General features: G+C 74.0%; 22 protein-coding genes and 1 tRNA gene. 12 read left to right on the plus strand and 11 right to left on the minus strand.

Going from position 1 to position 26,845, the window contains the following annotated elements; translation table 11 throughout:
* Window positions 1-75 precede the first annotated feature (75 nt).
* Window positions 76-690 (plus strand): PDZ domain-containing protein, encoded by a 615-nt coding sequence (locus WME90_RS36030; protein ID WP_437276593.1) that lies wholly within the window; start codon window positions 76-78, stop codon window positions 688-690.
* A gap of 42 nt (window positions 691-732) precedes the next feature.
* Here the strand turns inward: WME90_RS36030 and WME90_RS36035 are convergent, their stop codons facing one another.
* The 3 genes from WME90_RS36035 to WME90_RS36045 form a co-directional block, all read right to left on the minus strand.
* Window positions 733-2,151 (minus strand): pyridoxal phosphate-dependent decarboxylase family protein, encoded by a 1,419-nt coding sequence (locus WME90_RS36035; RefSeq protein WP_437276594.1) that lies wholly within the window; start codon window positions 2,149-2,151, stop codon window positions 733-735.
* Complete coding sequence (locus tag WME90_RS36040) at window positions 2,148-3,077, minus strand: alpha/beta hydrolase (protein WP_437276595.1); 930 nt, start codon at window positions 3,075-3,077, stop codon at window positions 2,148-2,150. The genes WME90_RS36035 and WME90_RS36040 overlap by 4 nt, the downstream gene beginning before the upstream one ends.
* Before the next feature lie 134 nt (window positions 3,078-3,211).
* Window positions 3,212-4,177 (minus strand): hypothetical protein, encoded by a 966-nt coding sequence (locus WME90_RS36045; protein ID WP_437276596.1) that lies wholly within the window; start codon window positions 4,175-4,177, stop codon window positions 3,212-3,214.
* 132 nt (window positions 4,178-4,309) lie between these two features.
* Between WME90_RS36045 and WME90_RS36050 the strand changes: the two genes are divergently transcribed.
* A complete protein-coding gene (locus tag WME90_RS36050; protein ID WP_437276597.1) occupies window positions 4,310-4,909 on the plus strand; it encodes a hypothetical protein in 600 nt (199 codons plus the stop codon).
* A gap of 207 nt (window positions 4,910-5,116) precedes the next feature.
* Here WME90_RS36050 and WME90_RS36055 read toward each other — a convergent pair whose 3' ends face one another.
* From WME90_RS36055 to WME90_RS36065, 3 genes are all read right to left on the minus strand, one after another.
* The gene (locus WME90_RS36055) at window positions 5,117-6,871 is read right to left on the minus strand and encodes a protein kinase domain-containing protein (protein ID WP_437276598.1); all 1,755 of its coding nucleotides are present in this window, start codon (window positions 6,869-6,871) and stop codon (window positions 5,117-5,119) included.
* A gap of 362 nt (window positions 6,872-7,233) precedes the next feature.
* Entirely contained in the window at window positions 7,234-9,735 is a 2,502-nt protein-coding gene (locus WME90_RS36060) for a beta-glucosidase (protein ID WP_437276599.1), read from the minus strand.
* A 348-nt stretch (window positions 9,736-10,083) separates the two neighbouring features.
* Window positions 10,084-10,644 carry a hypothetical protein gene (locus tag WME90_RS36065; RefSeq protein ID WP_437276600.1) on the minus strand — a complete coding sequence of 187 codons (561 nt, stop codon included), beginning with the start codon at window positions 10,642-10,644 and terminating at the stop codon, window positions 10,084-10,086.
* Window positions 10,645-11,033: 389 nt separating this feature from the next.
* On the opposite strand from WME90_RS36065, the gene WME90_RS36070 reads away from it, so the two are divergent.
* Both WME90_RS36070 and WME90_RS36075 read left to right on the plus strand, forming a co-directional pair.
* Window positions 11,034-11,600: a DUF2127 domain-containing protein gene (locus tag WME90_RS36070; RefSeq protein WP_437276601.1), complete on the plus strand. Its 567-nt coding sequence runs from the start codon at window positions 11,034-11,036 to the stop codon at window positions 11,598-11,600.
* A gap of 274 nt (window positions 11,601-11,874) precedes the next feature.
* Window positions 11,875-12,483 carry a hypothetical protein gene (locus WME90_RS36075; RefSeq protein ID WP_437276602.1) on the plus strand — a complete coding sequence of 203 codons (609 nt, stop codon included), beginning with the start codon at window positions 11,875-11,877 and terminating at the stop codon, window positions 12,481-12,483.
* Here the strand turns inward: WME90_RS36075 and WME90_RS36080 are convergent.
* Window positions 12,472-13,086 (minus strand): RNA ligase family protein, encoded by a 615-nt coding sequence (locus WME90_RS36080; protein ID WP_437276603.1) that lies wholly within the window; start codon window positions 13,084-13,086, stop codon window positions 12,472-12,474. The two genes, WME90_RS36075 and WME90_RS36080, sit on opposite strands and share 12 nt — an antisense overlap.
* 187 nt (window positions 13,087-13,273) lie before the next feature.
* On the opposite strand from WME90_RS36080, the gene WME90_RS36085 reads away from it, so the two are divergent.
* Window positions 13,274-14,395: an AAA family ATPase gene (locus WME90_RS36085; protein WP_437276604.1), complete on the plus strand. Its 1,122-nt coding sequence runs from the start codon at window positions 13,274-13,276 to the stop codon at window positions 14,393-14,395.
* Between the two features lie 95 nt (window positions 14,396-14,490).
* Window positions 14,491-15,252 (plus strand): Uma2 family endonuclease, encoded by a 762-nt coding sequence (locus tag WME90_RS36090; RefSeq protein WP_437276605.1) that lies wholly within the window; start codon window positions 14,491-14,493, stop codon window positions 15,250-15,252.
* Window positions 15,253-15,311: 59 nt separating this feature from the next.
* On the opposite strand, the gene WME90_RS36095 is transcribed toward WME90_RS36090, so the two are convergent.
* From WME90_RS36095 to WME90_RS36105, 3 genes are read right to left on the minus strand one after another with little or no spacing between them, the layout of a single operon-like run.
* Window positions 15,312-18,404, minus strand: a complete 3,093-nt coding sequence (locus WME90_RS36095) for an ATP-binding protein (protein WP_437276606.1) — start codon at window positions 18,402-18,404, stop codon at window positions 15,312-15,314.
* A 12-nt stretch (window positions 18,405-18,416) separates the two neighbouring features.
* Window positions 18,417-19,172, minus strand: coding sequence for an enoyl-CoA hydratase/isomerase family protein (locus WME90_RS36100; RefSeq protein ID WP_437276607.1), 756 nt, complete (start codon window positions 19,170-19,172; stop codon window positions 18,417-18,419).
* Window positions 19,169-20,221 carry a RimK family alpha-L-glutamate ligase gene (locus tag WME90_RS36105; protein ID WP_437276608.1) on the minus strand — a complete coding sequence of 351 codons (1,053 nt, stop codon included), beginning with the start codon at window positions 20,219-20,221 and terminating at the stop codon, window positions 19,169-19,171. Before WME90_RS36105 ends, WME90_RS36100 begins: the two co-directional genes overlap by 4 nt.
* A 318-nt stretch (window positions 20,222-20,539) precedes the next feature.
* Here WME90_RS36105 and WME90_RS36110 point away from each other — a divergent pair, with 318 nt between their 5' ends.
* From WME90_RS36110 to WME90_RS36135, 6 genes are all read left to right on the plus strand, one after another.
* The gene (locus tag WME90_RS36110; RefSeq protein WP_437283706.1) at window positions 20,540-21,709 is read left to right on the plus strand and encodes an acyl-CoA dehydrogenase family protein; all 1,170 of its coding nucleotides are present in this window, start codon (window positions 20,540-20,542) and stop codon (window positions 21,707-21,709) included.
* A 202-nt stretch (window positions 21,710-21,911) separates the two neighbouring features.
* Window positions 21,912-21,984 (plus strand) — tRNA-Ala (locus tag WME90_RS36115).
* Between the two features lie 232 nt (window positions 21,985-22,216).
* Entirely contained in the window at window positions 22,217-23,305 is a 1,089-nt protein-coding gene (gene cobT / locus WME90_RS36120) for a nicotinate-nucleotide--dimethylbenzimidazole phosphoribosyltransferase (protein ID WP_437276609.1), read from the plus strand.
* On the plus strand, window positions 23,302-24,069 hold the full coding sequence (locus WME90_RS36125; RefSeq protein WP_437276610.1) for an adenosylcobinamide-GDP ribazoletransferase: 768 nt from the start codon (window positions 23,302-23,304) through the stop codon (window positions 24,067-24,069). The genes cobT and WME90_RS36125 overlap by 4 nt, the downstream gene beginning before the upstream one ends.
* An 18-nt stretch (window positions 24,070-24,087) precedes the next feature.
* Entirely contained in the window at window positions 24,088-24,741 is a 654-nt protein-coding gene (locus tag WME90_RS36130; RefSeq protein ID WP_437276611.1) for a histidine phosphatase family protein, read from the plus strand.
* A gap of 22 nt (window positions 24,742-24,763) precedes the next feature.
* Entirely contained in the window at window positions 24,764-25,891 is a 1,128-nt protein-coding gene (locus tag WME90_RS36135) for an arginase family protein (RefSeq protein ID WP_437276612.1), read from the plus strand.
* A gap of 6 nt (window positions 25,892-25,897) precedes the next feature.
* Here the strand turns inward: WME90_RS36135 and WME90_RS36140 are convergent, their stop codons facing one another.
* Window positions 25,898-26,770, minus strand: coding sequence for a sulfurtransferase (locus WME90_RS36140; protein WP_437276613.1), 873 nt, complete (start codon window positions 26,768-26,770; stop codon window positions 25,898-25,900).
* Window positions 26,771-26,845: the final 75 nt, after the last annotated feature.

Consider the following 26,845-nt stretch of genomic DNA (forward strand, 5'->3'; position numbering starts at 1 on the left):
CCAGAGGAGAGCAACGTGAGCACGCGTGAGGACGCGTGGCGAACGCGCAGAGGACACGCGGAGGACGCAGTGGCCATGCAAGGCAGTCAACGGCAGGATCAGCCCCTCCGTACGCGCGGCGCGTGCGGGTGGGCTCGACGCCTCTCAGGCGTGCTCACGCCGCTCGTCCCGCTGGCGGTCGGCGCGTGCCGCGGCGACTGCCCGCGCGTCGAGGCAACGCAGCAGCGCGCCGAAGAGGGCACGCAGCAGCGCGTCGAGGACACGCAGCAGCGCGCCGAGGACACGCAGCGGCGCGCCGTCGCGCCGGCGAGCCCGGGGGCGGCAGCAAAGCCGGAGAAGCGCGAAAAGCGGTCGAACCACGCGCCGATGGCCACCTCCGTCCCGGCGCCGTGGATGCTCACCATCCAGCCGACCTCCGGAGAGGGCGTGAGGATCGCGAGCATGGATATCCGCAGCTTCACGTCCCCGCTGCTGGAGCCAGGCGACGTCATCCTCGCGGTCGATGGGCGGCCGGTCCACTCGCTGGCAGGCCTTCAGGACTACCTGCGCGCCAGCGTGCCCGGCGACATGGTGGTGCTCACCGTGCTCCGCAACGAGACCACGATCAACTATGCGATGCTCCAGGTGCCATCCGGAGAGGCTCCAGCGTCCCCAGAGGCCGCGGCGGTGAGGTCCGAAGGCGGCGGCTGACCACCTCGCGTCCGCCCGCGGGCGCGGCCCCGTGCGGGATCGTCAGCGCGGCAGCGCGCGCTCGACGACGAGCGCCTCGATGCGCGCCGCGAGCGCCTCGATGTCCCCGTCCGTCGTCTGCGGGTTCATGACGACGAGGCGCAGCCAGGACTCGCCGCGCAGGGTGGTTCGCGTGATGTAGAAGCTCCCCTCCTCCACGATCTGCGCCCGGATGTGATCCTGCGTCGCCGAGTCGCGGCCGATCCGGAAGCAGAGGATGTTGGCTTGAGGGGCGCCGAAGCACTCGAACGCCGGCCGCCGCGCGAGGATGTGGTGAAAGCGCCGGGCGGCGTCGAAGAGGCGCTCGACGTGCGCGGACAGGCCCGCCTCGCCGACGAGGGCGAGGTTGAAGAACAGCTTGAGCGACAGCTGCGCTTTCGTGCACTCGAACGTGAGCTTGGAGAGATCGACGCCCTGCCGCTCGTCGTCGCCGTGCAGGTACGGCGCGTACTGCTCGTACGTGCCAGCGAGCGCGGCCGGATCCTTGACGAGGACCGCGCAGGCAAGCGTCGATGTGCCGAGCATCTTGTGCATGTCGCAGACCAGCGAGTCGGCGAGCTCGACACCGTCGAGGAGGTCCCGGTAGCGGCTCGTGAAGCGCGCCGCCGCGCCGTGGGCGCCGTCGACGTGGAGCCAGAGCCCCTCCCGCCGGCAGAACGCGCCGATCTCCCGCAGCGGATCGAAGGCCCCGTTCGGCGTCGCGCCCGCGTTGGCCACCACGGCGAGCACCCGCTTGCCCGCCCGCCTCGCGTCGTCGTGCGCGCGCGAGAGCGCCGCCGGGACGATCCGCAGCGCGTCGTCCACGGCGATCTTCACGACGGCGTCGCCGCCGAGGCCCATGATGGCGGCGGCGCGCGCGACCGAATAATGCGCCGCCTCCGAGGCGAGCAGGACGAGGTCGGGCGGGACGCCCGCCTTGAAGCTGCCCGGCGCGACGCGCTCCCTGCACGCGAGCAGGGCGCTCAGGTTGCCCAGGCTCCCGCCGTGGGTGATGACGCCATCGCCCTCGGCGCCCCAGCCCACCTTGCCGCGAATCCAGCGGAGGAGCCCACGCTCGATCGCCGTCCCGGCCGGCCCCATCTCGTAGACGGCCATGCCGTTGTTCAGGACGCCGTGCACGAGGTCGGCGAGCGACGACGACAGCATCGGCACGGCCACCTGGTGGCCGAAGTAGCGGGGGTGGTGCAGCCGGTTGCTGTTGTCGAGGACGGTGGCGACCAGGGCGGCGAGATCCGCGCCCCCGTGCGCCACCGTGCGGTCGAAGTCGAGCGCGGCGAGGATCTCCTCGATCGAGCGCTGCACGAGCACCGGCCCTTCCCGGCGCTGCGCCCTGCGCACGTGGTCCGCGAGCAGCGCGCCCAGGCGGGCCGCCTCGCGCTCGAGGAACTCGGGGGAGAGCGCGGTCGCGAGCGCGTCCTTCATCGCGCTCGCGCTCCGTGCCCTTGGCCGGGCGCCTTGTCGCCGCCTCGCCTGCCGCTCAGGAACGCGAACGCCTTGTCGACCTGGTCGTCGGTCATCGCGTGTCCCGCGCGCGGCTTGCCGAGCGACCTCGAAGGCCATTTCAGCTTGCGGAGCATCTTCGCGAGCGCCACCTGGTCCTTGTGCGCCGGGTCCTTCCCGCCCCAGCCGACGAAGATGGGCGCGCGCAGCTTGGTCTGCGCGCCCGCGCGCTGGAGGTAGCGCGCGCCCGATCCGCCCGCGAACGCCGCGTAGCCGTCCACCGGCAGCCGCCCGCGCATCGCCAGCGACGTCGCGTAGTAGGCCCCGTTCGAGAAGCCGAACACGAGCACCCGCTCGAAGCGCCCGCCCGCGCGCCGCTCGAGCTCGGCGCGGGCCGCGTCCCACTCGGCGATCAGGGCGTCCTCGTGGGCCGCCTGCGCGGCGGAGGCGGTGGGCCAGCACCACCAGTCTTCCATCGTGTTCGACATCGTCTTCGGACCGATCCCGCGCCGGCCGCGCGGCATCATCACGGCGACCCCGTGCCGAGCGCCGGCCCGCGCCGCGCCCCGCTGCTGCGCCCACTGCCAACCCGAATCGGGCTGAACGACGCCGTGCAGGAAGATCATGAGCACCCGCGGGCCAGGCGCCTCCTTGGCCGGCAGGAAGGCGCACACCTCACCGGGCAGCGACGCGAGCTCCGGCGCACACCAGCGGGCCGCCGCCGCGGCCTCCGGGGGCGCGGCCGCCGGGGACGCGCTCGACGCGGGCGCGGCCGCAGGGGTCGCGGCCGCAGCGGACGGGCTCGACGCGGGCGCGGCCGCAAGGGGCAGGCTGTCGCCGTTGGCCGAGCCGGGTGCGCCCGCGACCAGGAGCGCGGTCAGGGACAGCACCGTCACGAGCGAGCGCATGGGCGCGCAGTACCATGTCCGCGCTTCCGCCGGGAATACCCGCCTCGCCTTCTCTCTCTGCGCCTCTGGTCCTCGCGTCCTTTCGTCGAGCGCTCGCCGCTGACGGGCGCCGGTTCGGCGCGGGCCGCGCGGGATCAGAGCCGCAGCTCGAGGCCCGCGCCGGACGCGCTCAGCCACGGTGTCACAGCGCCCGCCTTGGTCGTGCTCGGCGCAGGCTCGTTCAGCAGAAGGTAGAGCCCGACGCCGAGGGTCGCGAGGCCGACGCCACCGAGGACGTCGCCGACGATCCCCTTGGCCCGCGCGGCGCCTGCGTCCGCCCCCGTGCTCGATCGCGCGTCGCCTGCCTGCTTCACGCCGGAGAGCCCGAGCACGGCTCCGCCGGCGAAGAGCGCGCCGCCCACGCCGAGGACGACGACCGGGAGCGCCCGGCTCGACGACGCATCGGCAGCGTCGACCACGGGGGGCAGACCGCCGCTGGCAACCGAGGCTCGCTCCGTTCCGGTCGTGGCTCGCGCCAGGGCGATGGGGACCTCGACAGAGCCGCCCGCGCCGACGCTGAACCGGGCAGCGGCAGCGCGGAACCCCGGAGCGCTCGCCACGATCTCGTGAGCGCCGGGGTCCAGCTCGATGGGCTGATCAGGCGCCGCGCGCAGCGGCCTTCCATCCAGCGCCAGCGTCAGCCCGTCGATCGCGGCAGGCTTGACGGCGATCGTCGCTCGGCCGATGCGCCCTTCGAGCGCTGCGATCGCCTCCCGCGCCGGCCCGACATAGGGTGTGGTCGTCGGCGTCGGCGGCTCGGCCAGGAATGCGCGAAAGCTGGCGAGCGCCTCGGCGAGGTGCCCGGTCTCCTTCTGCGCGACGCCGAGGCTATATCGCGTGAGGGGAGCCGCCTTGATCTGGAGCGATCGGGAGTACAGCGCGCGCGCCTCCTCCCAGCGCCCCTGCTTGGCCAGCTTGGCCCCCTGGACGAACAGCACGCGCGCGGACTCCACATCGCCCGCGCCCTGCGCCGACGCGGAGCGCGGGACCGCGGCCATGAGCAAAGCCGCGGCGAGGGTGACGCCGATCCGTGCGGAGCGAGCTGCAGAACGTGCGCTCATGAGCAGACTCCACGCCGGCACCGCGTGCGTTCGGGGCACCGGTTGCCACAGGCGCCGCAATGATGGTCGTTGTTCCACAGGTTGGTCTCGCAATGGTGCGCCGGGTCTCCGTCGCAATCGGCGAGATGGTCTTTGCAGCTCGCGTCGCTGATTGTGCTGCTCGCGCCAGCGCCTCCTTCGCCGCTCCCGCTGCTCGCGCCAGCGCCTCCCTCGCCGCTCCCGCTGCTCGCGTCAGCGCCTCCCTCGCCGCTCCCGCTGCTCGCGCCCTCATCGTCGCTTCCGGCGCTCCCGCCCTCGCCGCCACCGCCGCTCGGTCCAGCGCCGCTGCCGCTGCTCGGTCCAGCACCGCTGCTGCTGCTCGGTCCAGCGCCGCTTCCGCTGCTCGGTCCAGCGCCGCTGCCGCTGCTCAGTCCAGCACCGCTGCCGCTGCTCGGTCCAGCGCCGCTGCCGCTGCTCGGTCCCGCACCGCCGCCGCTGCTCGGTCCAGCGCCGCTGCCGCTGCTCGGTCCCGCACCGCTGCCGCTGCTCGTTCCGGCGCCGCTTCCGCTGCCCGCGCCCTCGCCGCTGCTCGTTCCGGCGCCGCTTCCGCTGCCCGCGCCCTCGCCGCTGCCGCTGCTCGTTCCGACGCCGCTTCCGCTGTCCGCGCCCTCGCCGCTCGCGCTGCTCGCGCCCTCGTCGCCACCGCCGCTCACGGTGGTGCTGCTCGCGCTCGCGCCGCTGCTCCCGTTGTGATCGCCACCACCACGCCCGCCGCCGGCCTGCTCCTCGGCCCCGCCAGCGCCCTCTGTTGCATCGGCCTTATCGGACAGCTCCGCGTCGATCAGGGCGGAGCAACCTCCCGGCCCGAGCACCGCCGCAGCGAGCGTGACCAAGAGGAGCAGTCGATCGCCAGAATCACGAATGGAGCGGAGCTTCACCCCCGGAATGCGCATGACCACCTCAGAAGTCGGGCGCCGCCGGCAGCGGCATGGTCGTGGAGACAGGCCGCGGACGCGGCGATGCAGTTCGCTGGGCGCGCGGCTCGATCCGCTTGGCAGGCGGCTCGACCCGCTGAGCGGGCGGCTCGGCCCGCTTGGCAGGCGGCTCGGCCAGCTGAGCACGGGGCTCGGCCGGCTCCGGTTCCGGGACCAGCTCATCCCACGGATCGCTCGGCTCACCCCGCGGATCGCTCGGCTCGCCTCGCGGAACGGACGCCTTGTCGCCCGGCGCGCCCCGCAAGGCCGTCTCGGAAGCGGCCGCGCGCGGCGCGCCGGCCTCCGCGGGTGCGACGTCGCTGGAAGACGCCGCCGGCGTCGTCGTCGCCCGCAGCACCACTGGCGCGCCCGGAACGACGACAGGAGCAGCGGCCGCGACCGCCGGCCGAACGGCGCCCGCGCTCGCGCTTCCCCCTCGCGCGTCCCGCCCCAGGAGGACCATCAGGGGAGCGGCGAGGGCGAGGGCCCCGACCACGAGCGCCTTCTTGAGCCACGCCGGGGGCGTGAGCCCAAGCGCGGATCCGCGCCAGGCATCGGGCATCTTGATGGTGCCGCCCCGGCGCGCGACGGGCGTGGCCGCCGGCGCCGGCAGCGCGACCGGCCTCCCCCGCGCGCCGTCCGGGCGCCGCACCGCCACCGCCGCCCCGGAGGACGCGCCCGCAGGCGCGACCCTCGGGGCGGTCCTCTCCACCGTGGGCGCCGGCTCGACGCCTCGCGCGAGCCACTGGTGAGCGAGCGACGTGCCCGCCACGTCCGCGGTGACCCCGCGCTCGAGCGCCCAGGCGGCCAGGGCGCGGCCGAGCGCGCGCATGCTGGGCCATCGATCGGCCGGCGACTTGGCCAGCCCGCGCCGGAGGATCGCCCAGAGCGCCTCGTCGCCGGCGCCGAGCTCGGTCGTCGGCACCGGCTCCTTGCTGAAGATCGCCGTGATCACCGCGCCCAGCGTCTCCCCGCTGAACGGCCGCTGTCCGGTGATGAGCTCGTACATCACCACGCTGAACGCCCAAACGTCGGTCTGCTCCCCGACGTCCAGCTGGCCGTCGGCCTGCTCGGGCGACATGTACTCGGGGCTGCCGACGATCATCCCTCGCTGCGTGATCGCGGGGCTCGCCACGTTGGCGACCTTCGCGATGCCGAAGTCGACCACCTTCGGGACGTGGCCGCCCGCGCCGTCGGGCACGATGAGGATGTTGGCAGGCTTGATGTCGCGATGGACGATGCGCTGCGCGTGGGCGGTCGCGAGGGCGCACGCGACCGGCAAGAGCATCTGGACCGCCTGCTCCACCGGCATCCGGCCCCTCGCCTCCAGCCAGCTCGAGAGCGACGCGCCCTCGAGCAGCTCCATCACCAGGAACGGCTCGCCCGAGTCGGTCTCACCGAAATCGAACACGCGCACGATCGCCGGATGGCCGAGCCTCGCCGTCGCGCGCGCTTCCCGCAGCAGCCGCTCGGCGGCGTGCGCGTCGAGCTGATCCTCGTGGAGCACCTTGATCGCCACGTCGACGTCGAGCCACAGGCTGCGCGCCCGCCACACCGTGCCCATGCCCCCGGCGCCCAGCCGCCCCACGATCTGGTACTTGCCCGCGAGGACCTCGCCGACGGCGCGCTCCCTGTGCGGCGATCCACGGACGCTCGACGAAACGCCGCCCGTGCTCTCATCGCCTCTCCCGGGGAGCGCGAGCCATCCGCTCTGGCCGGGGACATGGTGCTCGTCCATCATGGGTCGCCCTCCTGGAAAGCAAGCGGCGAACCAGGGGCCACCCCCTCGCCTCCGCGGGCGCCCATGCGGCGAAACCCCTCGCCGATGCCCTGTCGCGCGCGCGGTCCACGGCGAGCTCGTCGCTCGCCCGCGCACGCTCACGACAAGACGAGGACGAATCGCCCTTTCCGGCCGGGAATCGGCCGCGCGCATCGGTCACGCTGGGGCAATTTGCACCAAGGCATGTCGAGAGGGAGCGAGGCGCCCGCCATGCTCCTTGGCGAAGCGTCGATCCCGGGCACGTCGCGTCGATCCCGGGATCGTCGAGTCGATGTCTTCGAGCGCGCGCGGCGCGCGGCGCGCGGAGATGCGCAGAGGCGCTCTCAGTCGTTCAGGTGCACCGCGGTCTGTCTCGTCAGGACGGTGGCCGAGTGTCCCGCGTGCAGCGTGTACACGCCGGGCTCCACCTGCCAGCGGCCCGCCGCCCAGTGCGCGAAGGCCCGCGGCTCCACGGTGATCGAGACGTCGACCGTCTGGTCGGGCTCGGCCTCGACGGACGCGAAGCCCGCCAGCCAGAGCACGGGGCGCTCGACCTCGGAGTCCGGCCGCGACAGGTAGAGCTGGATCACGTGACGCCCGCGGCGAGGCCCGACGTTGCGGACGCGCACGCGCGCCTCGACCGCCGCGCCGGCCGCGACGCGCGGCGGCGCCTCCACGTCGACGATCTCCCAGCGCGTGTAGCCCAGGCCGTGGCCGAACGGGTACGCCGGGCTCACGCCGGCGCGCGCCCAGGCCCGGTACCCGATGTGCAGGCCCTCGGCATAGACCAGCTTGCCGTTCTCGGGCTTCGTCGAGAGCACCGGCACGTCCTCCGCCCGCGCGGGCCAGGTCGTGGGCAGGCGGCCGCCGGGCTCCACCTCGCCGAGCAGCACGTCGGCCACGGCGGCGCCGAACTCCTGGCCCGGGAACCACGTGAGGAGCACCGCGGCCACCTCGTGGCTCCAGGGCATGATCACCGGCCCGCCGGAGTTCACAAGCACGATCGTCCGGGGGTTCACGGCCGCGATCGCGCTGACCAGCTCGTCCTGGCGGCCGGGGAGCCCGAGCGTCGTCCGGTCGAAGCCCTCGCTCTCGATCGCCTCGGTGGTGCCGACGACCACGACCGCGACGTCGGCGGAGCGCGCGAGCTCGATGGCGCGCACCAGCTCCTGCTCGTCGGACGGCGCGGGGACCTCGACGCCCAGGGAGAACGCCACCGCGAGCGTGCCCGCGGGGACGGTGTGCGTGAGGGCGAGGTCGACCTCCTGGCCGGCGGCCAGGGACAGCTCGGCCGCGCGCTGAGGCGGGGCGAGCAAGGCCGCGGCGAGGTCGTCCTTGTCCGGCAGGACCGCCTCGTCGAACAGGACCTCCCCGCCGGCGGTGAGGCGATAGAGGCCCACGCCCGCCACGCCGAACCGGTAGCGGCCCGCCTCGACGGCGCGGAACCGCCCCTTCACCTCGATCGTCGCGGCCGCGTTCGCGCGCTGGTCCCCGATGAACGTGAGGCGACCGATTTCACGGTGCTCCTCGTGCAGGACGCCGCCCTGTGCGTCGAGGAGCCGCACGTGGACGCCGCGCTGCCCGGTCACGGGGTCGACGACCTGGTCCCCGGTCACCGGCACGAGCCCTTCGTGGATGCGGGTGCCCACGGCGTGCACCACGTTGGCGCTCCGGCCGAGCACGGCGCGCAGCCCGTCCATCGGCGAGATCGCGTAGTGCGGGTGGACGCTGGCGCTGCCGCCGCCCTGGATCCGCCCCGTCGCGGCGTTGGGGCCGATCACGGCGACGCGCCGGAGGCTGGCCGCGTCGAGGGGGAGCAGGTCGCCCTGGTTGCGCACGAGCACCATGGAGGCCGCGGCGGCCTCGCGAGCGAACCTCCCGACGTCGGCGCCGGAGAGCAGGGCCGGGACAGGGGCGGCCGGCGCGACGTCCTTGAGGGCGCCGACCCGGGCGGCGAGGCGCAGCAGGCGGCGGACCTTGTCGTCGATGGCCTTCTCGGGCACCGCGCCGCGGCGGACGGCGGCGACGAGCGCCTCGCCCCACGGCCCTCCCGGGCCCGGCATGGCGAGGTCGAGCGCCGCGCGCCCCGCGGCCTCGGTGGAGCGGGTCGCTGTCCAGTCGGAGATCACGACGCCGTCGAAGCCCCACTCGTCCTCGAGCGGCGACTCGAGCAGCGGGCTCTCGGTCAAGGTCACCCCGTTGACGGCGTTGTACGAGGCCATCACGAGCCACGGGCCCGCGCTGGTGACGATCCGCTCGAAGGGCGCGAGGTAGAGCTCGCGCAGCGTGCGCAGATCGACCCGCACGTCGACCGTGAAGCGCTCGGTCTCCGAGTCGTTGGCGACGTAGTGCTTCGGGGTGGCGCCGACGCCGTGGGCCTGCAGCCCTCGGACGTAGGCGGCGCCGATCCGGCCGGTCAGCAGGGGATCCTCGGAGAAACACTCGAAGTGCCTGCCGCCGAGCGGGCTGCGGTGCAGGTTGACGGTCGGCCCCAGGACGACGTCGACGCCCTTGCGCCGCGCCTCCGACGCCAGCACGGCGCCGACGCGCTCCAGCAAGGCCTCATCCCACGTGGCCGAGAGGGCGGTGGGGGAAGGGAGGCACACCGACGGATCGCGCTCGTCCCAGCGCTCGCCGCGCACGCCGACCGGGCCATCCGAGACGACCATGCGGCGCAGGCCGATCGCGGGCTCGGGGTGCGTGCTCCAGAAGTCGGCGCCCGTGAGCAGGCGGACCTTCTGCTCGAGCGACAGCGCGGCGAGGGCGTCCGCCACCCGCCGTTCGACGGCCTCGGGCAGGTGATCGGTCTTCTGGGAACGAGCGGCGTGCGAGTCGGCGACGGCCATGGACCCTCCTGGAAGCGCGGAGACGCCGCCCGTGATGGCGGCGGCGAACACGGTACTTACACGGTCAAGGAAACACCAGGTTCACAGGAGAGTCACGCTCGCCGAGAGCTCGCGCTCCGCCGAGAGGATGGCCTGCGCCTCGAGCTCCAGCACGAGGCAGTCGGGCTCGCTCCGGCAGCCGCGCGCCAGCCGAGCCCGGAATCCGTCGTCGCGAAGCGACCCGTCGCCGGGACGGCAAGCGGCGAGCTGGACGAGGAGGGGAAGCCAGGCGGGCGACGGCGACGAGGCGCGTCGGGGAATTCTCCCGCCGCACGCGGGGGTCGAGACCTCGAGGGGCGGGACGGGACGCTATCCCTTCGCTGGCGCGGGGACCGCCGCCTCGGGCGCCGTCGAGCGCTGGTAGCGGCGGATCGCCGATTCCCCGATCGCCCGGGAGACGGCCGCCGCGGCGAGCGCCCCCGTCGCCACGGCGAAGGCCGGGTTCAAGCTCACCGCGAGGACGGCCGCCGGCGCGGCGGCGCTGGCGGCACAAGCCGCCACCACGGCCGCGAGCTCCTTGACGCGCTCGGATTCGTCGATGTCCTTCCCGAAGAGCAGCGCTATCTCGAGGATCAGATAAAGGTGCATCCTGGTAAGGATGGATGTGCCCGCGACGAACCCCACGCCTTCGTACACGATGCCGAACCCAGGGAGGATGGACGGCACATGGACGACGCCGCCCGCGGCGAAAGAGAGCGCCGCGGTCGATGCGATCAGCCGGCGCCCGTGCTGCTCCGGCGACTCGTCTGGATACATGCGCCGCACGCGGGCCACCACGGACTGGATACGGGATTTTCGAAGCCGCAGGATGAAGTAGAAAAAATCATCGATGAACAGGCTCTGCTGACCCGCTTGCTGCCCGACGGCCATGTGTACCCCACTTGCAAGAATGCCTCGCGCGGATTCTTCCCTGACCAAGAGATCATCGGCGAAGCGCCATGATTATACACGCTGGCGGCTGCGGCTGCGGCTGCCGCGGGAGCGGCCTGGCGCCGTCGAGGCAAGGCCGCGCAGCCGGCCGGGACGTCGCAGACCACGGCCCGATATCCGTACACGTTGCGCCTGCTGCCGTCCTCGACGACGCGCGTGACGTCAACGAGGTCGAGCTCCGCGAGCCCGCGGTCGCGCATGTCCCAAAGTTTGAGCCCATCCTTGCCTCGTGGACGGGTTCCATGGCGTCCCGATGGTTGAGTTCGGTGGGCCTATTCGAGGTCGATACGGGCCGCCGCGCGCGGGAAACACGTGCCAGGATGGAGCGCATGGCCGCCAGGGATCGATTCGCAGCCGCTCAGGCCCATGCTCTGCGGCGGGCGCTCGGCGTGCGCGCCATCATCGTCTACAAGCTCGCCAAATCGGTGTTGCAGATCGTGCTGGCGATCGCGATTTTCCTCCTGGCCTCGTCCGGGCTCGCCGCCAGGGCTCACGCGTTCGCGGTCACGCTGGGCAGGGAGAGCGCGAGCGCCTGGAGCGCCGCGCTGATGGACGTGGTCTCGAAGGCGACGACGCCGCACGGCGCCCACGTCGTGAGCGCCGCGCTCGCGGCGGACTCCCTGCTCAGCTTCATCGAGGGCTCGTCGCTCCGCCATGGCTACAGGTGGGCCCCCTGGCTGGTCGTCGGAGCGACAGCCTCGCTCGTCCCCTTCGAGATCATGGAGCTCGTCCGCCATGGATGGCGACTGACGCGCATCGTCATCCTGGTGATCAACATCGTCATCGCGGCCTATCTGAGCTGGCGCGCTCGGCGCGAGCACCGGAGCTGCTCGGCAACCACAGGTGACGACACGACACTCCCCCCTGGTGCCGGCGAGCGGACGACGGAAGGTTAACCGTCCCGCCAGCTCCACGAATCCCGGGGGGCGATGTCGAGCGACAGTGGCGTCGCTCGCGGCCGATTCGCTCTCGGCGGGCCCGACGCAGCATGGGGAAGCAGGGGAGAGGAGCACCGCGCGCCTCGGGGGTGCTCCGGCGGCGCGCGCTCGCGGGCGCGCGCCATGGCGGTCGAGGGCGCGGGCCGGCGCCGTGGCCGTCGAGGGCGCGCCAACGGTTGCGCGGGGACGGCAACGGCGCGATGCTCGCGATCCCTCGAGCGGGGCCACAGCCATGAGCCTCTCCACCGTGCTCCGCGTCCTCGGCCGCACAGACGGCGAGGTCCACAGCGTGTTCCGCGCCGGGTCGCGCGTGTACGGCACCGCGTCCGCGGCGTCCGACGAGGATTTCGTCGCCGTCCTCGCGCGGCGCGACGCGCGGCAGGACCTCGCCTTTGCGCCGGGCGTCAACGTCGTCGTCCACGGCCTCGACACCTTCCGCGATGCCATCGCCGAGCACAGCGTCTTCGCGCTCGAGTGCCTGTTCCTCCCGCCCGAGCACCGGCTCAAGGAGGCCAGGCCGCCCTTCCCGTTCAAGCTCGACAGGAAGAAGCTCGCCGCCTCGGCCGCGAGCCGCTCCGCGTCCGACTTCAAGAAGGCCGGCGCCCGCTTCGCCGAGGAGCCGGGAGCCTCGAAGAAGAAGCTCTTCCACGCCCTCCGGGTGCCGCTCTTCGCCGTGCAGATCGCCGAGACCGGCGCCCTCCACGACTACGGCGCCGCGAACCCGTACTGGCGCGAGATCGTCGCGGGCGAGCGCCTCGACTGGGAGGAGTACCGCGAGGCCTACGGCCCGATCCGCGAGCGCCTCTGCGAGAGGCTCGCGGCGCTGGCCTCACGGCGGTGACGCCAAAGCCGGCGCCGACCCCGGCGCGAGCCGCTGGGGCCGGATCTCCTGGTGCATCCAGTGCTCGTCCGTCTGCACGTGCCCGCGCCGCACCCACTTGGCGAGGCAGCGCTGGAACATCGTGTCCGGGAACTCGCCGGCGGCCCGCACCACCACGCCCTCGCGCGCGCCGCCGAACGCGGACGGCTCGCGCGCGAGCGCGGTCGTCAGCGCCTCGAGCTCGCGCTCGCCGTCGACGGTGCCCCGGAACAGGACAGGCACCGTGGGGAGGCCCAGATCGTTCGCCTGGGCCACGACCATGTCCCACTCCCAGAAGAGCCCCCGCGCGTCGTCGCGCACGCCGAAGACCAGCGAATACCCGGGGAGCGCCTCGTATTCGATGGAGTGGACCGCATAGCAATACTCGCAGAAGAGCGACATGCCCTCCGAGAGCAGGTGAGCGATGCTCGCGTGCGTGGCCTTCGCGAGGTCGAAGCTCGGGTGGGACGGAGGGCCCGAGTGCGAGCGGGAGAAGACGCTCGCCCGCGTGTACGTGAGGTTGCTCCCGTCGCACTTCTCCGTGATGACGATCTCGACGCCGAGCAGCCCCGACACGTCCGCCATCCTCTTGTCATCGGACGTTCCGCCGGGGGACCACGGCAGGTGGAACGAGCGAGGGTATTTGGCGGACATGGCAGCGCCAGGGTAGCACCGGCGTGCTTTAGCGGACATGCTACAGCCCTCACGCGCGCTGAGCGCCGCGCGCCGCCGAACGCGGAGCCGGCCGCGCGCTCGCCAGGGGTCCCCCGTCATGTCCTCCGCGCCGTCGCTCCTCGACCTCCTCACGCCCGATCCGGGGCGTGTCCCCTGGGACGAGCTCCAGGTCTTCGACTGGGTCCGTGCGCTCGAGGCCTGCCCGCAGGACCCGATCCACCACGCCGAGGGCAACGTCTGGATCCACACCCGCATGGTGCTGGAGACGCTCCTCGGGCTGCCGGAGTGGCAGGCGCTGCCGGCCGAGGAGCAGCACGCCGTGTACCTCGCGTGCCTCCTCCACGACGTGGCGAAGCCGGCGACCACCCGCGAGGAGGACGGGCGGGTCACGGCGAAGGGCCACTCGCGCGCGGGGGAGCTCCTCGCGCGCCGCCTGCTCTGGGAGCTCGGCGCGCCGTTCGCGCTGCGCGAGCAGGTGTGCGCGCTCGTGCGCTACCATCAGATCCCGTTCTATCTCATCGAGCGCGACGACGCGCGGCGCGTCGCCGCCGAGATCAGCCTGCAGGCGCGCTGCGACCTGCTCGCGCTCGTGGCCGAGGCGGACATCCGAGGGCGCATCTGCGCGGACATGGGGCGCGTGCTCGACAACATCGAGCTGTTCCGCGAGTTCTGCCGCGAGGAGGGGTGTTACACCGCGCCGCGGCGCTTCGCGTCGGATCACACGCGCTTCGTGTACTTCCGCTCCGAAGGGCGCCACCCCGATGTCGAGGTCTACGACGACACGCGCTCCGAGGTCGTGGTGATGAGCGGACTCCCGGGCGCCGGGAAGGACACCTATGTTCGCCACCACCTCGCCGACTGGCCGGTCGTCTCCCTGGACGCGCTGCGGAGCGAGCTGGAGATCGATCCGGGCGACACGCAGGGACAGGTGGTCCAGGCCGCGCGCGAGCGGGCGAAGGAGCACCTCCGGCGCGGCGAGCGGTTCGTGTGGAACGCGACGAACCTCTCGCGGCAGCGGCGCGGCCCCCTGCTGCAGATGGCGGCCGACTACGGGGCGAGGATCCGCGTCGTCTACGTGGAGGTTCCCGCGTCGACGCTGCTCGCGCAGAACCGGGCGCGGGAGGCGGCGGTGCCGGAGGCGGTCATCCGCCGGATGACCGAGCGCTGGGAGATCCCGGCGAAGACCGAGGCGCACGAGGTGGTGCTGGCGGTGCGCTGACGCCTGGCAGCAGGCAGCGCCGATCCGAGCGCGCCGCCCCGATCGGCCGGCTGCGCCGGCGCGCGGCATGGGGTACGCTGCGCGTGGAGCGTCGTATGCCCTTCCAGAGCGAGAAGTCTCACATCCCGATCCCCCCGCCCGGCGAGGACGAGCTCCCGTACGACGATGGGGAGCCGATGGAGTCCGAGCGCCACCTCCAGCAGATGAACCTGCTCATCGAGGCGCTCAAGCTGCGCTGGCACGACCGCGACGACGTGTACGTCGGCGGCAACATGGCCATCTATTTCAGCGAGCTCCAGACGAAGAAGAACGACTTCCGGGGCCCCGACGTGTTCGTGGTGCTCGACACCAACGCGCGCGAGCGCAAGTCCTGGGTCGTCTGGCAGGAGGACGGGAGGACGCCCGACGTCGTGATCGAGCTGCTCTCCGAGAGCACCGAGCAGGTCGATCGCACCGACAAGATGCGGATCTACGCGAAGCTCCTGCGCGTGCTCGAGTACTACCTGTTCGATCCGTTCTCGGGCACGCTCGAGGCCTATGCGCTCGATCGGACCACGCGGTCCTACGTGCCGGTGCCGCCCGAGGCGAACGGCGACGTCGTGAGCGCGTGCCTCGGCCTGCGCCTCGGGGTGCGCCACGGCACGTACCGCGGCCTCGTGGTCGACTGGCTGCGCTGGCTCGATGGCGATGGGCGCGTGGTGCCGACCGGCGAAGAGCAGGCTCGCGCCGCCGAAGAGCAGGCTCGCGCCGCCGAAGAGCAGGCTCGTACCGCCGGCGATGAGGCGAAGCGGCTCGCCGCCCGGCTCGCGGCCTACGAGAAGCAGTTCGGTCCGCTGCCCGGCGGCGGCTCGGGCTAGCGGGCCGCTCGGCCCCGCGGCACGCCAAAAAGGCAACGGCCGCCGCCGCACGCCACGGGTCAGCCCCAGCCGACCCGCTCGCCCCGCCCGAACCCCGGCGCCAGCATCGCCGCCCACCGCGCCGGGCTCTTGATCCGCTCCCGCGCCATCACCGCGTCCGCCACGAGGAGCCGCTGCAGCCCCTTCTCCCCGCCGAGCAGCTCGCCCGCCTGGCGCCGCGCCGCCGCCGCGTAGAGCGGCATGTCCGCCGCGTCGAACCCGGCCGCCGCCGCCTCCAGCAGCACGATCGCCGCCTCCCTGTCGCCGCGCAGCTCCGCCGCGCCCGCGCGGATGAGCGGAACGAACGGGTCCGACCACGCCGTCCTCTCGCGGGCGAGCGCCGCGGCGTCCCGGAGCGCCGCCTGGATCAGCGGCTCCGGCTCGGGCGCCGCCTCGGCCACGGCGAGCGCCGTGCACGCGCGCTCGACGTGCGCCATCACCCGGCTGTTCTGCATCATCAGCAGCATCGAGCCCTCGATCCTCGGCCAGGCGTCCGTGAGGCGCTTCATCGCGGCGCCCGCGCGGCCAGCGTACCGGTCGACGTAGGTCTCGCCGAGCAGCCCCACGAAATGCTCGAGGTGGAAGCCCGACGTCGTCCACCTCGACAGCGCCCCCGCGATGGCGCCGCGCGCGCCCGCCACGTCGTCCGAGGCGAGCGCCACCCACGCCGCCTGCGCGCTGAAGATCGCCACCGCATAGAGATCCCCCCGCTGCTCGGCGGCGCGGAGCACGGCCGGCGTCGTCCGCGCGAGCGCGTCGATCTGCCCGCGGTAGTACCGCGCCCACGACGCCATCAGCTGCGTCGTCGCGAGCTCCCAGGACACGCCGGCGCAGCGGTCGCGCAAGAGCTCGTCGGCCAGCTCGTACCACGCGGACGCCGCCCTCCAGCGCCCGGCCGTGAACGCCTCGAGCATGCCCGACACCATCATCGACAGGCCGAGCAGGTGCGGGCTGTCGAGCCGCTCCGAGAGCGCCCGCACCGCGGAGACGAGCTCCTCGGCGCGCGCCCGGCCCGGCGCCCCCATCATGCACGCCGACGAGGCCTCGAACGCGAGCGCGCGGCCGACGCGGTACGGCTCGCCGGCGCGCAGCGCGAGCAAGAGGGCGCGCGCCGAGAACTCGGCGGAGCGGACCATGTCGACGCCGGACAGCCCCACCGTCACCGTCCAGCAGGCGTCGATGCGCGCGAGCTCCTCCGGTCGCACCTCCGACTCGGGCCGCTCGCGGAACCGCAGGCCCCTGAGGCGCAGCTCCGCCCGGTGCAGGAGCAGCGCGACCAGCGCGCGCCGCGGCGTCTCCGGGAACGACAGGCCGACCGCCCGGAGGACCGCGCGGACGAGCTCGATCCCCTCGTCGATGTGCCCGCTCCGCAGGTACTGCTCCGCGGCCCGCCGGCGGAGCTCGAGCGAGGGCGCGCCGTCCGCCCCCTCCGCCGCCGCCGCGTAGATCCTCGCCGCCTCGGCGCTCTTGCCCGCGTTGACCATCGCGTCGGCGCACCGCACGCCGAGCGCGCGCCGCTCCGCCGCGGGGAGATCCGCCTCGCGCGAGCGCAGGCCGAGCGCGAGGTCGTAGAGCCGCGCCGCGCGCTCGAACGCGAGCGCCTCCGCCGCCTCCTCGGCCGCGCGCTCGGCGAGCCGCCCCGCCCGCGCGGCGTCCCCCGCGCCGAGCCAGTGCCGCGAGAGCGCCTCCGCGTCCGCCGTCCCCAGCGCCTCGAGCGCCCGCGCGAGCCTGCGGTGCCGCGCCGCGAGCTGCTCCGGGCCGAGCCGGCCGACCACGGCCGCGCGCACCCGGTCGTGCGACGCCTCGACGAGCTCGCCCTCGGCGGCGCGCCGCGCGGCGATCAGGTCCTCCGTGAGCAGCAGCGTCATCGCCGTGGCGCGCTCGTCGTCGCCGAGCTTCGCCGCCCGCGCCACGATCGCCTCGTCGATCGGCTCACCGGCGACCGCGATCACCTCGAGCGCCCGGAGCGCCTGCTCCGGCAAGCGGCCGAGGCGCGCGTCGAGCGCCCCGCCCCGCGCGGCGTCGCCCCGGGCGCCGTCCTCGCTCGAGGGCTCCTGCGCGTCGCGGGCGAGCTCACCGAGCAGCCGCGGGTTGCCCCGCGACGCGCGGGCGATGGCGTCCGCCCGCGCGCGGGTGACCTCGTCGTACGCGAAGAGGAGCGCGAGCGAGAGCTCCTCGGCCTCGAGCGGCGAGAGCGGGCCGACCGCGATCTCGCGCGGCGCGCCCTCCCGGCGCGCCGGCTCGATCCGCGCCCGCCCGCCGGCGGCCTCGACCTCCGCGGCGGGCCGGCGATCGAGCCCCATCCCCTCGAGCAGCGCGCGGAGCGGCGCGCTCGTGGCGACGTCCTCGTCCCGGTAGCTGCCGAGGAACATCATCGCGGGCGCGTCGGGCGGCCGCGTGAGCTCGAGCAGGAGCGCCACGCTGTCGATGTCGCCCCACTGCAGGTCCTCGATCGCCACGACGAGCGGGCTGCGCTCGGCGATCCGCCAGAGCAGCTGGCGGAGCGCGGTGAAGCTGCGCTGCCGCAGCTCCTGCGCGTCGGGCGACTCGCTCGGGCGCGGCGCCGACGCGACGGCCGGCACGCGCGAGAGCACCGGGAACACCCGGGCGAGCGCGCGGACGTCGCGCGGCAGGAGGCGCTCCACCTCGCCGTCCGAGACCCGCCGGAGGAAGCGGCTCAGCGCCTCCATGACGCCGCCGAACGCCTTGTAGGACTCGGTCCCCGCGAGGGCGCAGCGCCCGCGCAGGACGACCGTCCCCTTGTCGCGGCGCAGCCCCATCAGGAAGTGGTGGATGAGCGCGCTCTTGCCCATGCCCGCGCCGCCGTGCACGAACACGGCGACGGGCTGCTCCATCGCGAGCCCCTCGGCGGCGCGCTGGAGCGCGCGCAGGTGCGGGCGACGGCCGATGAAGTGCTCGATCGTCGGCGGCACGAGCGGGAGCAGCGCGCTCACCGGCGCGGCATCGACGCTCGCCAGCGCGCCCTCGGCGCTCACCGGCGCGGCATCGACGCTCGCGGGCGCGGCCTCGGTGCTCGCCGGCGCGGGCGCTCGCTCAGCGCTCTCCAGCGCGTCCGTGGCGCCTCCAGGGTCCTCCTGCTCCGCGCCCTTCACGCCGCGCCACCGTCACTTCTTGCCCAGGAACGCATCCATCGCGCGCCGGTGCTCCGGGCCGTTCCATTGCTGGGCGAACGCCCGCCGCTCGACCTCGGCGGCGGAGGCGCGCAGCGCCTCGCGCACCTGGTGCAGGGACCGCTTCATGGCCGCGACCGACGCGCGCGGGCTCTCGGCGATGCGGCTGACCTGCGCGATGGCCCGGCTCCGCGCCGCGCCCGTCGGGACGACCTCGCCCACGAGGCCGATGCGGAGCGCCTCGGCGGCGTCGATCCGCTCCGCCGTCAAGAGCAGCCGCGCCGCCGAGAGCGGCCCCACCCGCTCGCAGAGCCGGGTCAGCCCGCCCCACGCCGGGGACAGGCCCATCTTGACGTGGCGGAACGAGAGCGCGGCGTGCTCCTCGACGATGACGAAATCGCAGAGAAGCAAGAGCTCGCAGCCGCCGCCCAGCGCGTCGCCCTGCACCGCGGCGACGATCGGCACATCGCTCTCCTCGAAGGCGGCGAGGCCCTCGAACCTCCGGAGGACCTCGCCCCCGTCGGCGCCGCCGGAGGCGAGCGCGTGGAGCTCGCGGATGTCGCCGCCCGCCACGAAGACGTCGCTGCTCGTCGCGGTGAGCACGACGCCGCGCACGCGCGGGTCGGAGGCGGCGCGGCGGAGCGCCTCGCCGAGGCGGCTCGCGAAGGCGCTGTCGATGGCGTTCCTGCGCTCGGGACGATCGATGGTCAGGACGACCGCTTCGCCGGCCGCCTCGACCCGCAGGGTCACGACAGGACCCTCCGCGCGCCCCTCCCGCCCGTGAGCGCCGCGGCCTTCCGGCGGCTCGCGCCCGCCCCGTTCTCCGTCGCCGCGCGGCTGAGCCGCCGCGGCGCCGGCATGCGCTCGTCGTGGATCACCTCGGCGATCCGCGCCTCGAGCGTGCGGCGGCTGAGGCCGCGCTGCTCGACCGCGTAGCGCTCGGCGTAGCTGATGATCGCGCCCGCGACGTCGACGCCGCTCGCGCGCTCGATCCCCTCCAGGCCGGGCGAGCTGTTGATCTCGAGGATCTTGGGCCCGGAGCGCGCCTCGAGCATGTCGACGCCGGCGACCTCGAGGCCCATCGCCTTCGCCGCGCGGATCGCGACGCTGCGGTAGGCGCGCGGCAGCTTCACCCGGTCGCCCTTGCCGCCGCGGTGGAGGTTCGAGCGGAACTCGCCCGGCTTGGCGACGCGGCGCATCGACGCGACCACGCGGCCGCCGACGACGATGACCCGGATGTCGCGCCCCTTCGACTCGCGCACGTACTCCTGGAGCACGATGTCCTGGCCCATGGCCCAGAACGTCTCGAGCAGCGCGTGCACGGCGTGGGGCGTCTCGGCGAGCATGGTGCCGATGCCCTGGGTCCCCTGCTGGAGCTTCACGATGGCGGGGCAGCCGCCGACGAGCGAGAGCGCCGCCTCGACGCCGGCCGGGCTCCGGGCGCACACGGTGATCGGCACGTTGAGCTTGCGGCGCGTGAGCAGCTGGAGCGCCCGCAGCTTGTCGCGGCTCCTCGCGATCGAGACGGCGCCGTTCAGGACGGGGACGCCCATGAGATCGAACTGACGGACGACGGCGAGGCCGTAGTTCGTGATGCTGGCGCCGATGCGCGGGATCACGATGTCGAAGCGGGGCACCGCCGAGCCACCGACGAGCAACGACGGGCGCCCACGCGACACGACGATCTGGAAATCGAGCGGATCGATGACGCTGACGTCGTGACCACGCGCGCGCCCCGCGAGCACGATCCGGCTCGTCGAATAGAGGGACGCGTTGCGCGACAGGACGAGGAATCGCATGTGGCCCGGAGGCTAGCAGAGCCCGCAGACTGCGTGGATGGGTGCGCGTGCCGATTCATTTTTCGCTCTTCGGCGGTTCTTCTGGCGCTCGCGCCGCCGCCCGCACGGTCGCGCGCCGCGCCATGGGCCCTGGTTTTCCATGGGACGCCACGCGGCCCGCTCGGCGCCGCGCGGCGGCCCGTCGCGACCCCGCGCGACCCCGCGCCGGCCCCCGTGCGGCGGACCAGGCGCGGCAGAAGCGCCAGGGCGCGGCGCTTGCGCGGAAAGATGTTTCGTGTACGAATCATCTCGCTCTGGGCGGGCGAGGAGGGGTTCCCGATGTGGCAGCCGTTCACGGAAGAGCATCAGCAGTTCAGGAAGACGGTGCGGGCCTTCGCGGAGAAGGAGCTCGCTCCTCACGTGGAGGAGTGGGAGGCGTCGGAGTGCTTTCCCAACTGGGTGTTCAAGCGCGCCGGCGAGCTCGGGATCCTGGGCGCGCACTTCCCGGAGGAGCACGGCGGCGCCGGGCTCGACTACTGGTTCTCGGCGGCGAAGGCCGAGGAGCTCGTGCGCTGCACGATGGCTGGCGTCTCGATGGGGCTGCTCGTGCAGAGCGACATGGCGACCCCGGTGATCAGCGACATCGGCACGAAGGAGCAGATCGAGGAGTTTCTCAGGCCGGCGCTCGCGGGTGACAAGATCGCCGCGCTCGGCGTCTCCGAGCCGGCGGCCGGCAGCGACGTGGCCGGGATCCGGACGACCGCACGCGAGGACGGCGACGACTACGTGCTGAACGGGCAGAAGACCTTCATCACGAACGGGACGCGCGCCGACTTCGTGACGCTGCTCGCCAAGACGTCGCCGGACAAGGGCGCCCACGGCTGCTCGTTCTTCCTCGTGCCGACGGCGCTCCGCGGCTTCAACGTCGCGAAGAAGCTGAAGAAGATCGGCAACAAGTCCTCGGACACGGCGGAGCTCTTCCTGGAGGACGTGCGGGTGCCGAGGCGCTACCTGCTCGGCGAGGCGGATCAGGGCTTCGCGTACCTGATGCAGAACTTCCAGACCGAGCGGCTGGTCGCTGCGGTGAGCGCGATCGCGAGCTCGTTCATGACGCTCGACGACACGGTCGAGTACGGGCGCGAGCGGGTGGCGTTCGGCAAGCCGATCATCAAGCGCGAGTCGTGGCAGCACAAGCTCGTGGACCTGTACACGCGCTGCGAGGCGGCGCGCGCGTTCGCCTACAAGTGCGTCGACCACTACAACGACGAGCGGTACGTGCGGAAGGTGCCGATCAGCTTCGAGACGGTGAAGCTCATCTCGATGGCGAAGATCCTGGCCGGCGACGTGGCGAACGACGTCGTGGACACGTGCCTGCAGTTCCACGGCGGGTGGGGCTACATCGAGGACTTCCCCATCGCGCGCGCGTGGCGCGATCAGCGGCTCCTCCGCATCGGCGGCGGGACGACCGAGACGATGAAGTACTACCTGGCAAAGCTGATGAACTTCTGAGGGCCGCGCGGCCCGGCGGCCGCATCGCCGCCAAGCCGCGCGGGCCCTCCGCCGGGCAAACCCACCAGCCGACGGACGCAAACACGCGCAAACACGTGCAAACACGCCGCGAACCGACGCCCTTGGACACAAAAGCGCGCCGGTCGAAAAAAAGTAGAGACAAGCGGTGCGGGAGGCTGTAGATATGCCGCTCCCAACGACCGGGGCTGTAGCTCAGCTGGGAGAGCGCATGACTGGCAGTCATGAGGTCAGGGGTTCGATCCCCCTCAGCTCCACCGATAGGACCGAAGGACTCCCGCAGGAGTCCGGCGCGCCGCGCGCGCAGGCAGGCGTGCGCGCCCGGAACATCCCGTAGCAGCCGCCGCGAGCGGCTCGCGCCTACGGAGGATGGTTTCGGCAGACGACCGAGGCGCGGGGTCCTCTCGGACCGGATGGGCGACCATTGCGGTCCGCCGGGACGGTCAACGCGCTTCCCCACCTTCTCACGGGGGAGTAGAGAACGCGGACATGGCTCTGTCGCCTCACTGGGTGTTCCCGGAGCTCGATGCGAGCGCGGTGAGCGCGGCGCGCGCGCGGCAAGAGACGCTGACCAAGCCGCGCGGCAGCCTCGGAGCGCTCGAGGATCTCGCCGTGGCGCTCGCGGGCATCCAGGGCGGGCCGCCCGCGAGCCGGCCTGCGGCGGCGGTGCTCTTCGCCGCCGATCACCCCGTTGTCCGGCACGGCGTGTCGGCGTACCCGGCGGAGGTCACGGCGGCGATGGTGGCGAATTTCGTGCGCGGCGGCGCCGCCGCCAGCGTGCTCTGCCGGCACCTCGGGGTCGAGCTTCGGGTCGTGGACGTCGGCGTGGCCCACCCGTACGAGCGCGTCGACCGCGGCGACGGCGCGCAGCTGCGGCGCGATCCGGTCGCCGACGATCCCATCGGCGACCTGCGGGTCGAGGACGCGCTCTCGGAGGCCGTCTACGAGCGCGCGCTCCGCGCGGGTGCCGCCGAGATCGACGCGCTCGGGGGCGACACGCGCGTCGTCCTGCTCGGCGAGATGGGCATCGGCAACACGACGGCGTCGGCGGCCGTGACGGCGCTGCTCCTCGGGCTCGAGCCGGAGGACGTCGTCGGCGTGGGGACGGGCATCTCCGGCGACGCGCTGTCGCGCAAGATCGAGGTCGTGCGCGACGCGATGCGACGCGTCCAGCAGGCCCCGGGCGGCCTCCGCGCGGATCCTCACCGCGTCGTGCAGGCGGTCGGCGGAAAGGAGATCGCCGCGCTCGTGGGCGCCATGGCGCGGGCGATCGAGCGGCGGATGGCGGTGCTCGTCGACGGCTTCATCGTCTCGACGGCGGCGCTCGCGCTCGTCCGGACGAGCGCCGAAGCGCGGGCGGGCATGCTCTTCGCCCACCGCTCGGCCGAGCTCGGTCACGCCCATGTCCTCGCGGCGCTCGACGCGCGCCCTCTGCTGGACCTCGGGATGCGGCTCGGCGAGGCGAGCGCCGCGCTGGCCGCGCTACCCCTCCTCGACGCGGCCTGCGCCCTCCACGCCGGCATGGCGACGTTCGCGAGCGCGAGCGTGCCCGATCGCGCGCGCCGCGACACGCCATGACGATGCCGCCGGTGCTGCGCGGCGCCCGCGCAGCTGCGACCTTCCTCACGCGCGTTCCGGTCGGCGGGTTCCCCTATGCCGAGGCGGACTGGCGCTGGGCCTCGGCCTGGTTTCCGTTCGTGGGCGCCGCTCTCGGCGCCGTCCTGGCCGCGGCGTGGCTGCTCGTCGATCGGGGCGGCGCGCTCGTCGCGGCGAGCGTCACCGTGGCGCTCGGGCTGCTCCTGACCGGGGCGTTCCACGAGGACGGCCTCGCGGACACGGCCGACGCGCTCGGCGGCGCGCTCGATCGCGCGCGGATCTTCGAGATCCTCAAGGACAGCCGCATCGGCGCGTTCGGCGCGGCGGCGCTGATCGTGGTCCTCGTGCTTCGCGTCGCCCTGCTCGCGCGGCTCGACGCCGCGGCGCCCGTCGCCCTCGTGCTGACGCAGTGCCTCTCGCGCACCCCGCCGATCTGGCTGATGGTCGCGCTGCCTTACGTGACCCAGGGCGGCTCGCGCAGCCGACCGGTGGCGCAGGCGGCGCTCCCGCAGGCGCTGCTCGGCTCGGTCTGGCCGGCGCTCGCGCTCGCCGCAGCGCACGCCGCCGGGGCCCTCACGGTGGCCGAGGCGGCGGGCATGCTCGTCGCGGTCGCCGCCGCCGCGGCGATCTGCGGCCTCCGCTTCCGCGCCCGCGCCGGCGGGCTCACGGGCGACTTCCTGGGCGCGACGCAGCAGATCGCCGAGTGCGCCGCGCTGCTCGCCCTCGCGCTCGTGCGGGGCGGCTGAGCCGCGGGCGCGCCGCGCATGGATCCCCTCGCCCACGGCCTCATCGCGTTCCGCCACGCGGCTGTCGCGCTCTCCGGCGTCTGCTACGGCCGCCTCGACGTCGCCGCGGAGCTCTCTGCGGAGGACGCGGCGGCCGTGATCGAGCGCGCGCTCCGCGAGCTCTGCGTCCGCCCCGGCGTGGTCTGGTCGTCGCCGCTGTCCCGCTGCGCGCTCCCCGCCGCCGGGCTCGCGGCGCGCCTCGGGGTGCCGCACGCGGTCGACGATCGCCTCGTGGAGATCTCCTATGGCGCCTGGGAGGGGCGCGCCTTCGCCGACATCGAGCGCGACGACCCGGCCGCGTACGCCGCGTGGCTCGACGGCTGGGAGCGCGTCGGGCCGCCCGGGGGCGAGTCGGCCGTCCAGGTCGAGGCCCGCGTGCGGTCGTTCTGGCGCGCGCTCGGCGCGCCGTGTGGGGCGGAAGCCGCCTCCGGCGCGGACGCCGCCGCCTCCGGCGCGGACGCCGCCTCCGGCGCGCGGCCGCACCTCCTTGTCGCGCACGCCGGGGTGCAGCGCGCGCTCCGCGTCGTCGCGTGTGGCGAGAGCTGGCCCGCGGCGATGAGCGCGCCGGTCCCTCACCTCACGGCAGAGCGCTTCCCTCTCCCTGCGTCCGCCCTTTCGCTGGCGGCCCCCTGAGGCGCGCGTACCCTCGTCGGGCATGACCCCGCAAGAAGAGCTCGCGCTCCTGCTGCGCCCGGCGGCCGGAGGCCTCTACCTCGTCTCGACCGGGCGCGCGCAGCAGCTCGAGGTCCAGCGGCGGCTCTACGGCGCCGCGACCGAGGAGGAGGTCCTCGCCCGGTTCCGCGCGTCGTTCGACCGCATCGCCGACGCGCGCGCCGTCCTGCTCGGCGTGCCCTCCGACGTCGGCGCGGGGTTCCTCCGCGGCTCCAACATGGGCCCGCAGGCCATCCGGACCGCGCTGCTCGACGCCCTCCCGGACTTCCCCGAGCGGGCGCGCGACGTCGGGCTCGTCGACATCGGCGACGTGTTCGTCGTGCCGCAGCTCCTGCACGACGACATGCTCTCGGAGGCGCAGAAGGCCGCGTCGCGCCGCGCCCTCTACCCTGGCGTGCCCGAGCCCGTGGCGTCGCGGCTGCCGGTCTCGCCGCTCTCCATCGCGGAGCGCGCGCTCGATCTCGTCTTCTCGATCAACCCGGACGTCACGCCCATCGTGCTCGGCGGCGACCATTCCACGGCCTTGCCGGTCGCGCGCGCGATCGCCCGCGCGCGGAGCGCGCGGAAGCGGCCGTGGGGCATCGTCCAGCCGGACGCGCACACCGACCTCCTCGAGGAGCGGCTCGGGGTCGCGTACTGCTTCGCCACGTGGTCGTACCACGCGAACGAGCTGGTCGGGCGGAGCGGCCGCCTGACCCAGGTGGGCGTCCGCGCGTCGCAGAAGCCGCGCGAGCACTGGGAGAGCCGCTACGGCGTGCGGCAGTTCTGGGCGGCCGAGTGCCGCGCCGATCCGGCGGCGGCGCTCGACGCCATCGTCGCTCACGTGAAGAGCACCGGCGTCGAGGGCGTGTATTTCTCGAACGACATCGACGGCACGGACGCCTCGTACGCCGACGCCACGGGGACGCCGGAGCCGGACGGACTGTCGCCCGAGTTCGTCGTGGCGCTCATTCGCCGGCTCGGGCGCGAGGTCGGCCTGATCGGCGGCGACGTCATGGAGGTCGCGCCGGCGCTCCAGCCGACGCCGGAGAGCGCGGCGCGCACGGTCGCGCTGGCGGTGCGCTACCTGCGCGAGACGATCGAGGCCACGCTCGGCCGCGCGCTCGCCTGACGCCGCTCAGGGATCGGGGCCCTTGGCTGCGGGCAGGGCGGCGTCGCGGGCCCAGTCGCTCCACGACCCCTCGTAGAGGATCGCGTCCTCGCGGCCGAGCGTCGTCAGGGCGAGGAGGTCGTGGCAGGCGGTGACGCCGGAGCCGCAGTAGCAGACCACCGTGGCAGCATCGAGCGCGCCGAGGTCGCGGTAGCGCCGCTCGAGCTCGGCGCGCTCGCGGAAGGCGCCCCCCGGGGCGCTGAGGTTCTCGACGAACGGGGCGGAGCGCGCGCCGGGGATGTGGCCGGGGCGGGCGTCGACGGGCTCGGTCTGCCCCTCGTAGCGCTCGCGGGCGCGCGCATCGAGGATCACCGCCGCGGGCTCGCGGCGAAGCCTGTCGACGGCGGCCTTGTCCGCGACCGGGGCGCCGCCGGCGGCGAGCTCCATGATGGGCGCTTGGACGATCGCGGGCTCCGCTGTCGAGAGGGGGTGTCCCGCGGCGGACCACGCCTGGAGTCCGCCGTCGAGCACGCGCCCGCCTGGATGGCCGAAGTAGCGGAGCAGCCACCAGAGCCGGGCGGCGATGGCGCCGCCGGCGTCGTCGTAGCCGACGACGACCGAGCCCGGTGCGACCCCGATGCGGGCGAGCACGCGCGCGAACGCCGCCGCATCGGGAAGGGGGTGGCGGCCCGGTCCTCCGTGCGCCGGGCTCGAGAGATCGGCGTCGACGTCGAGGTGCACGGCGCCCGGGATGTGCCCGCGGGCGTACTCGTCGGCGCCGCGACGACCGCCGAGATACCAGCGGCAGTCGACGACGCGGACGCGGGGATCGCCCGCGTGCGCTGCGAGCCAGGGGACATCGACGAGTGGGCCGGGGGGCACGAGGAGCGGATCGGGCATGGGCGAAGGGTACCCACCCTGCTCGCACCGGGCCATACTGCGCGCTCGTTGTGCTCAGCGTGTTCGCCTGTCCCC

The sequence above is a fragment of the Sorangium sp. So ce375 genome (genome assembly GCF_051473855.1).
Lineage (GTDB): Bacteria > Myxococcota_A > Polyangia > Polyangiales > Polyangiaceae > Sorangium.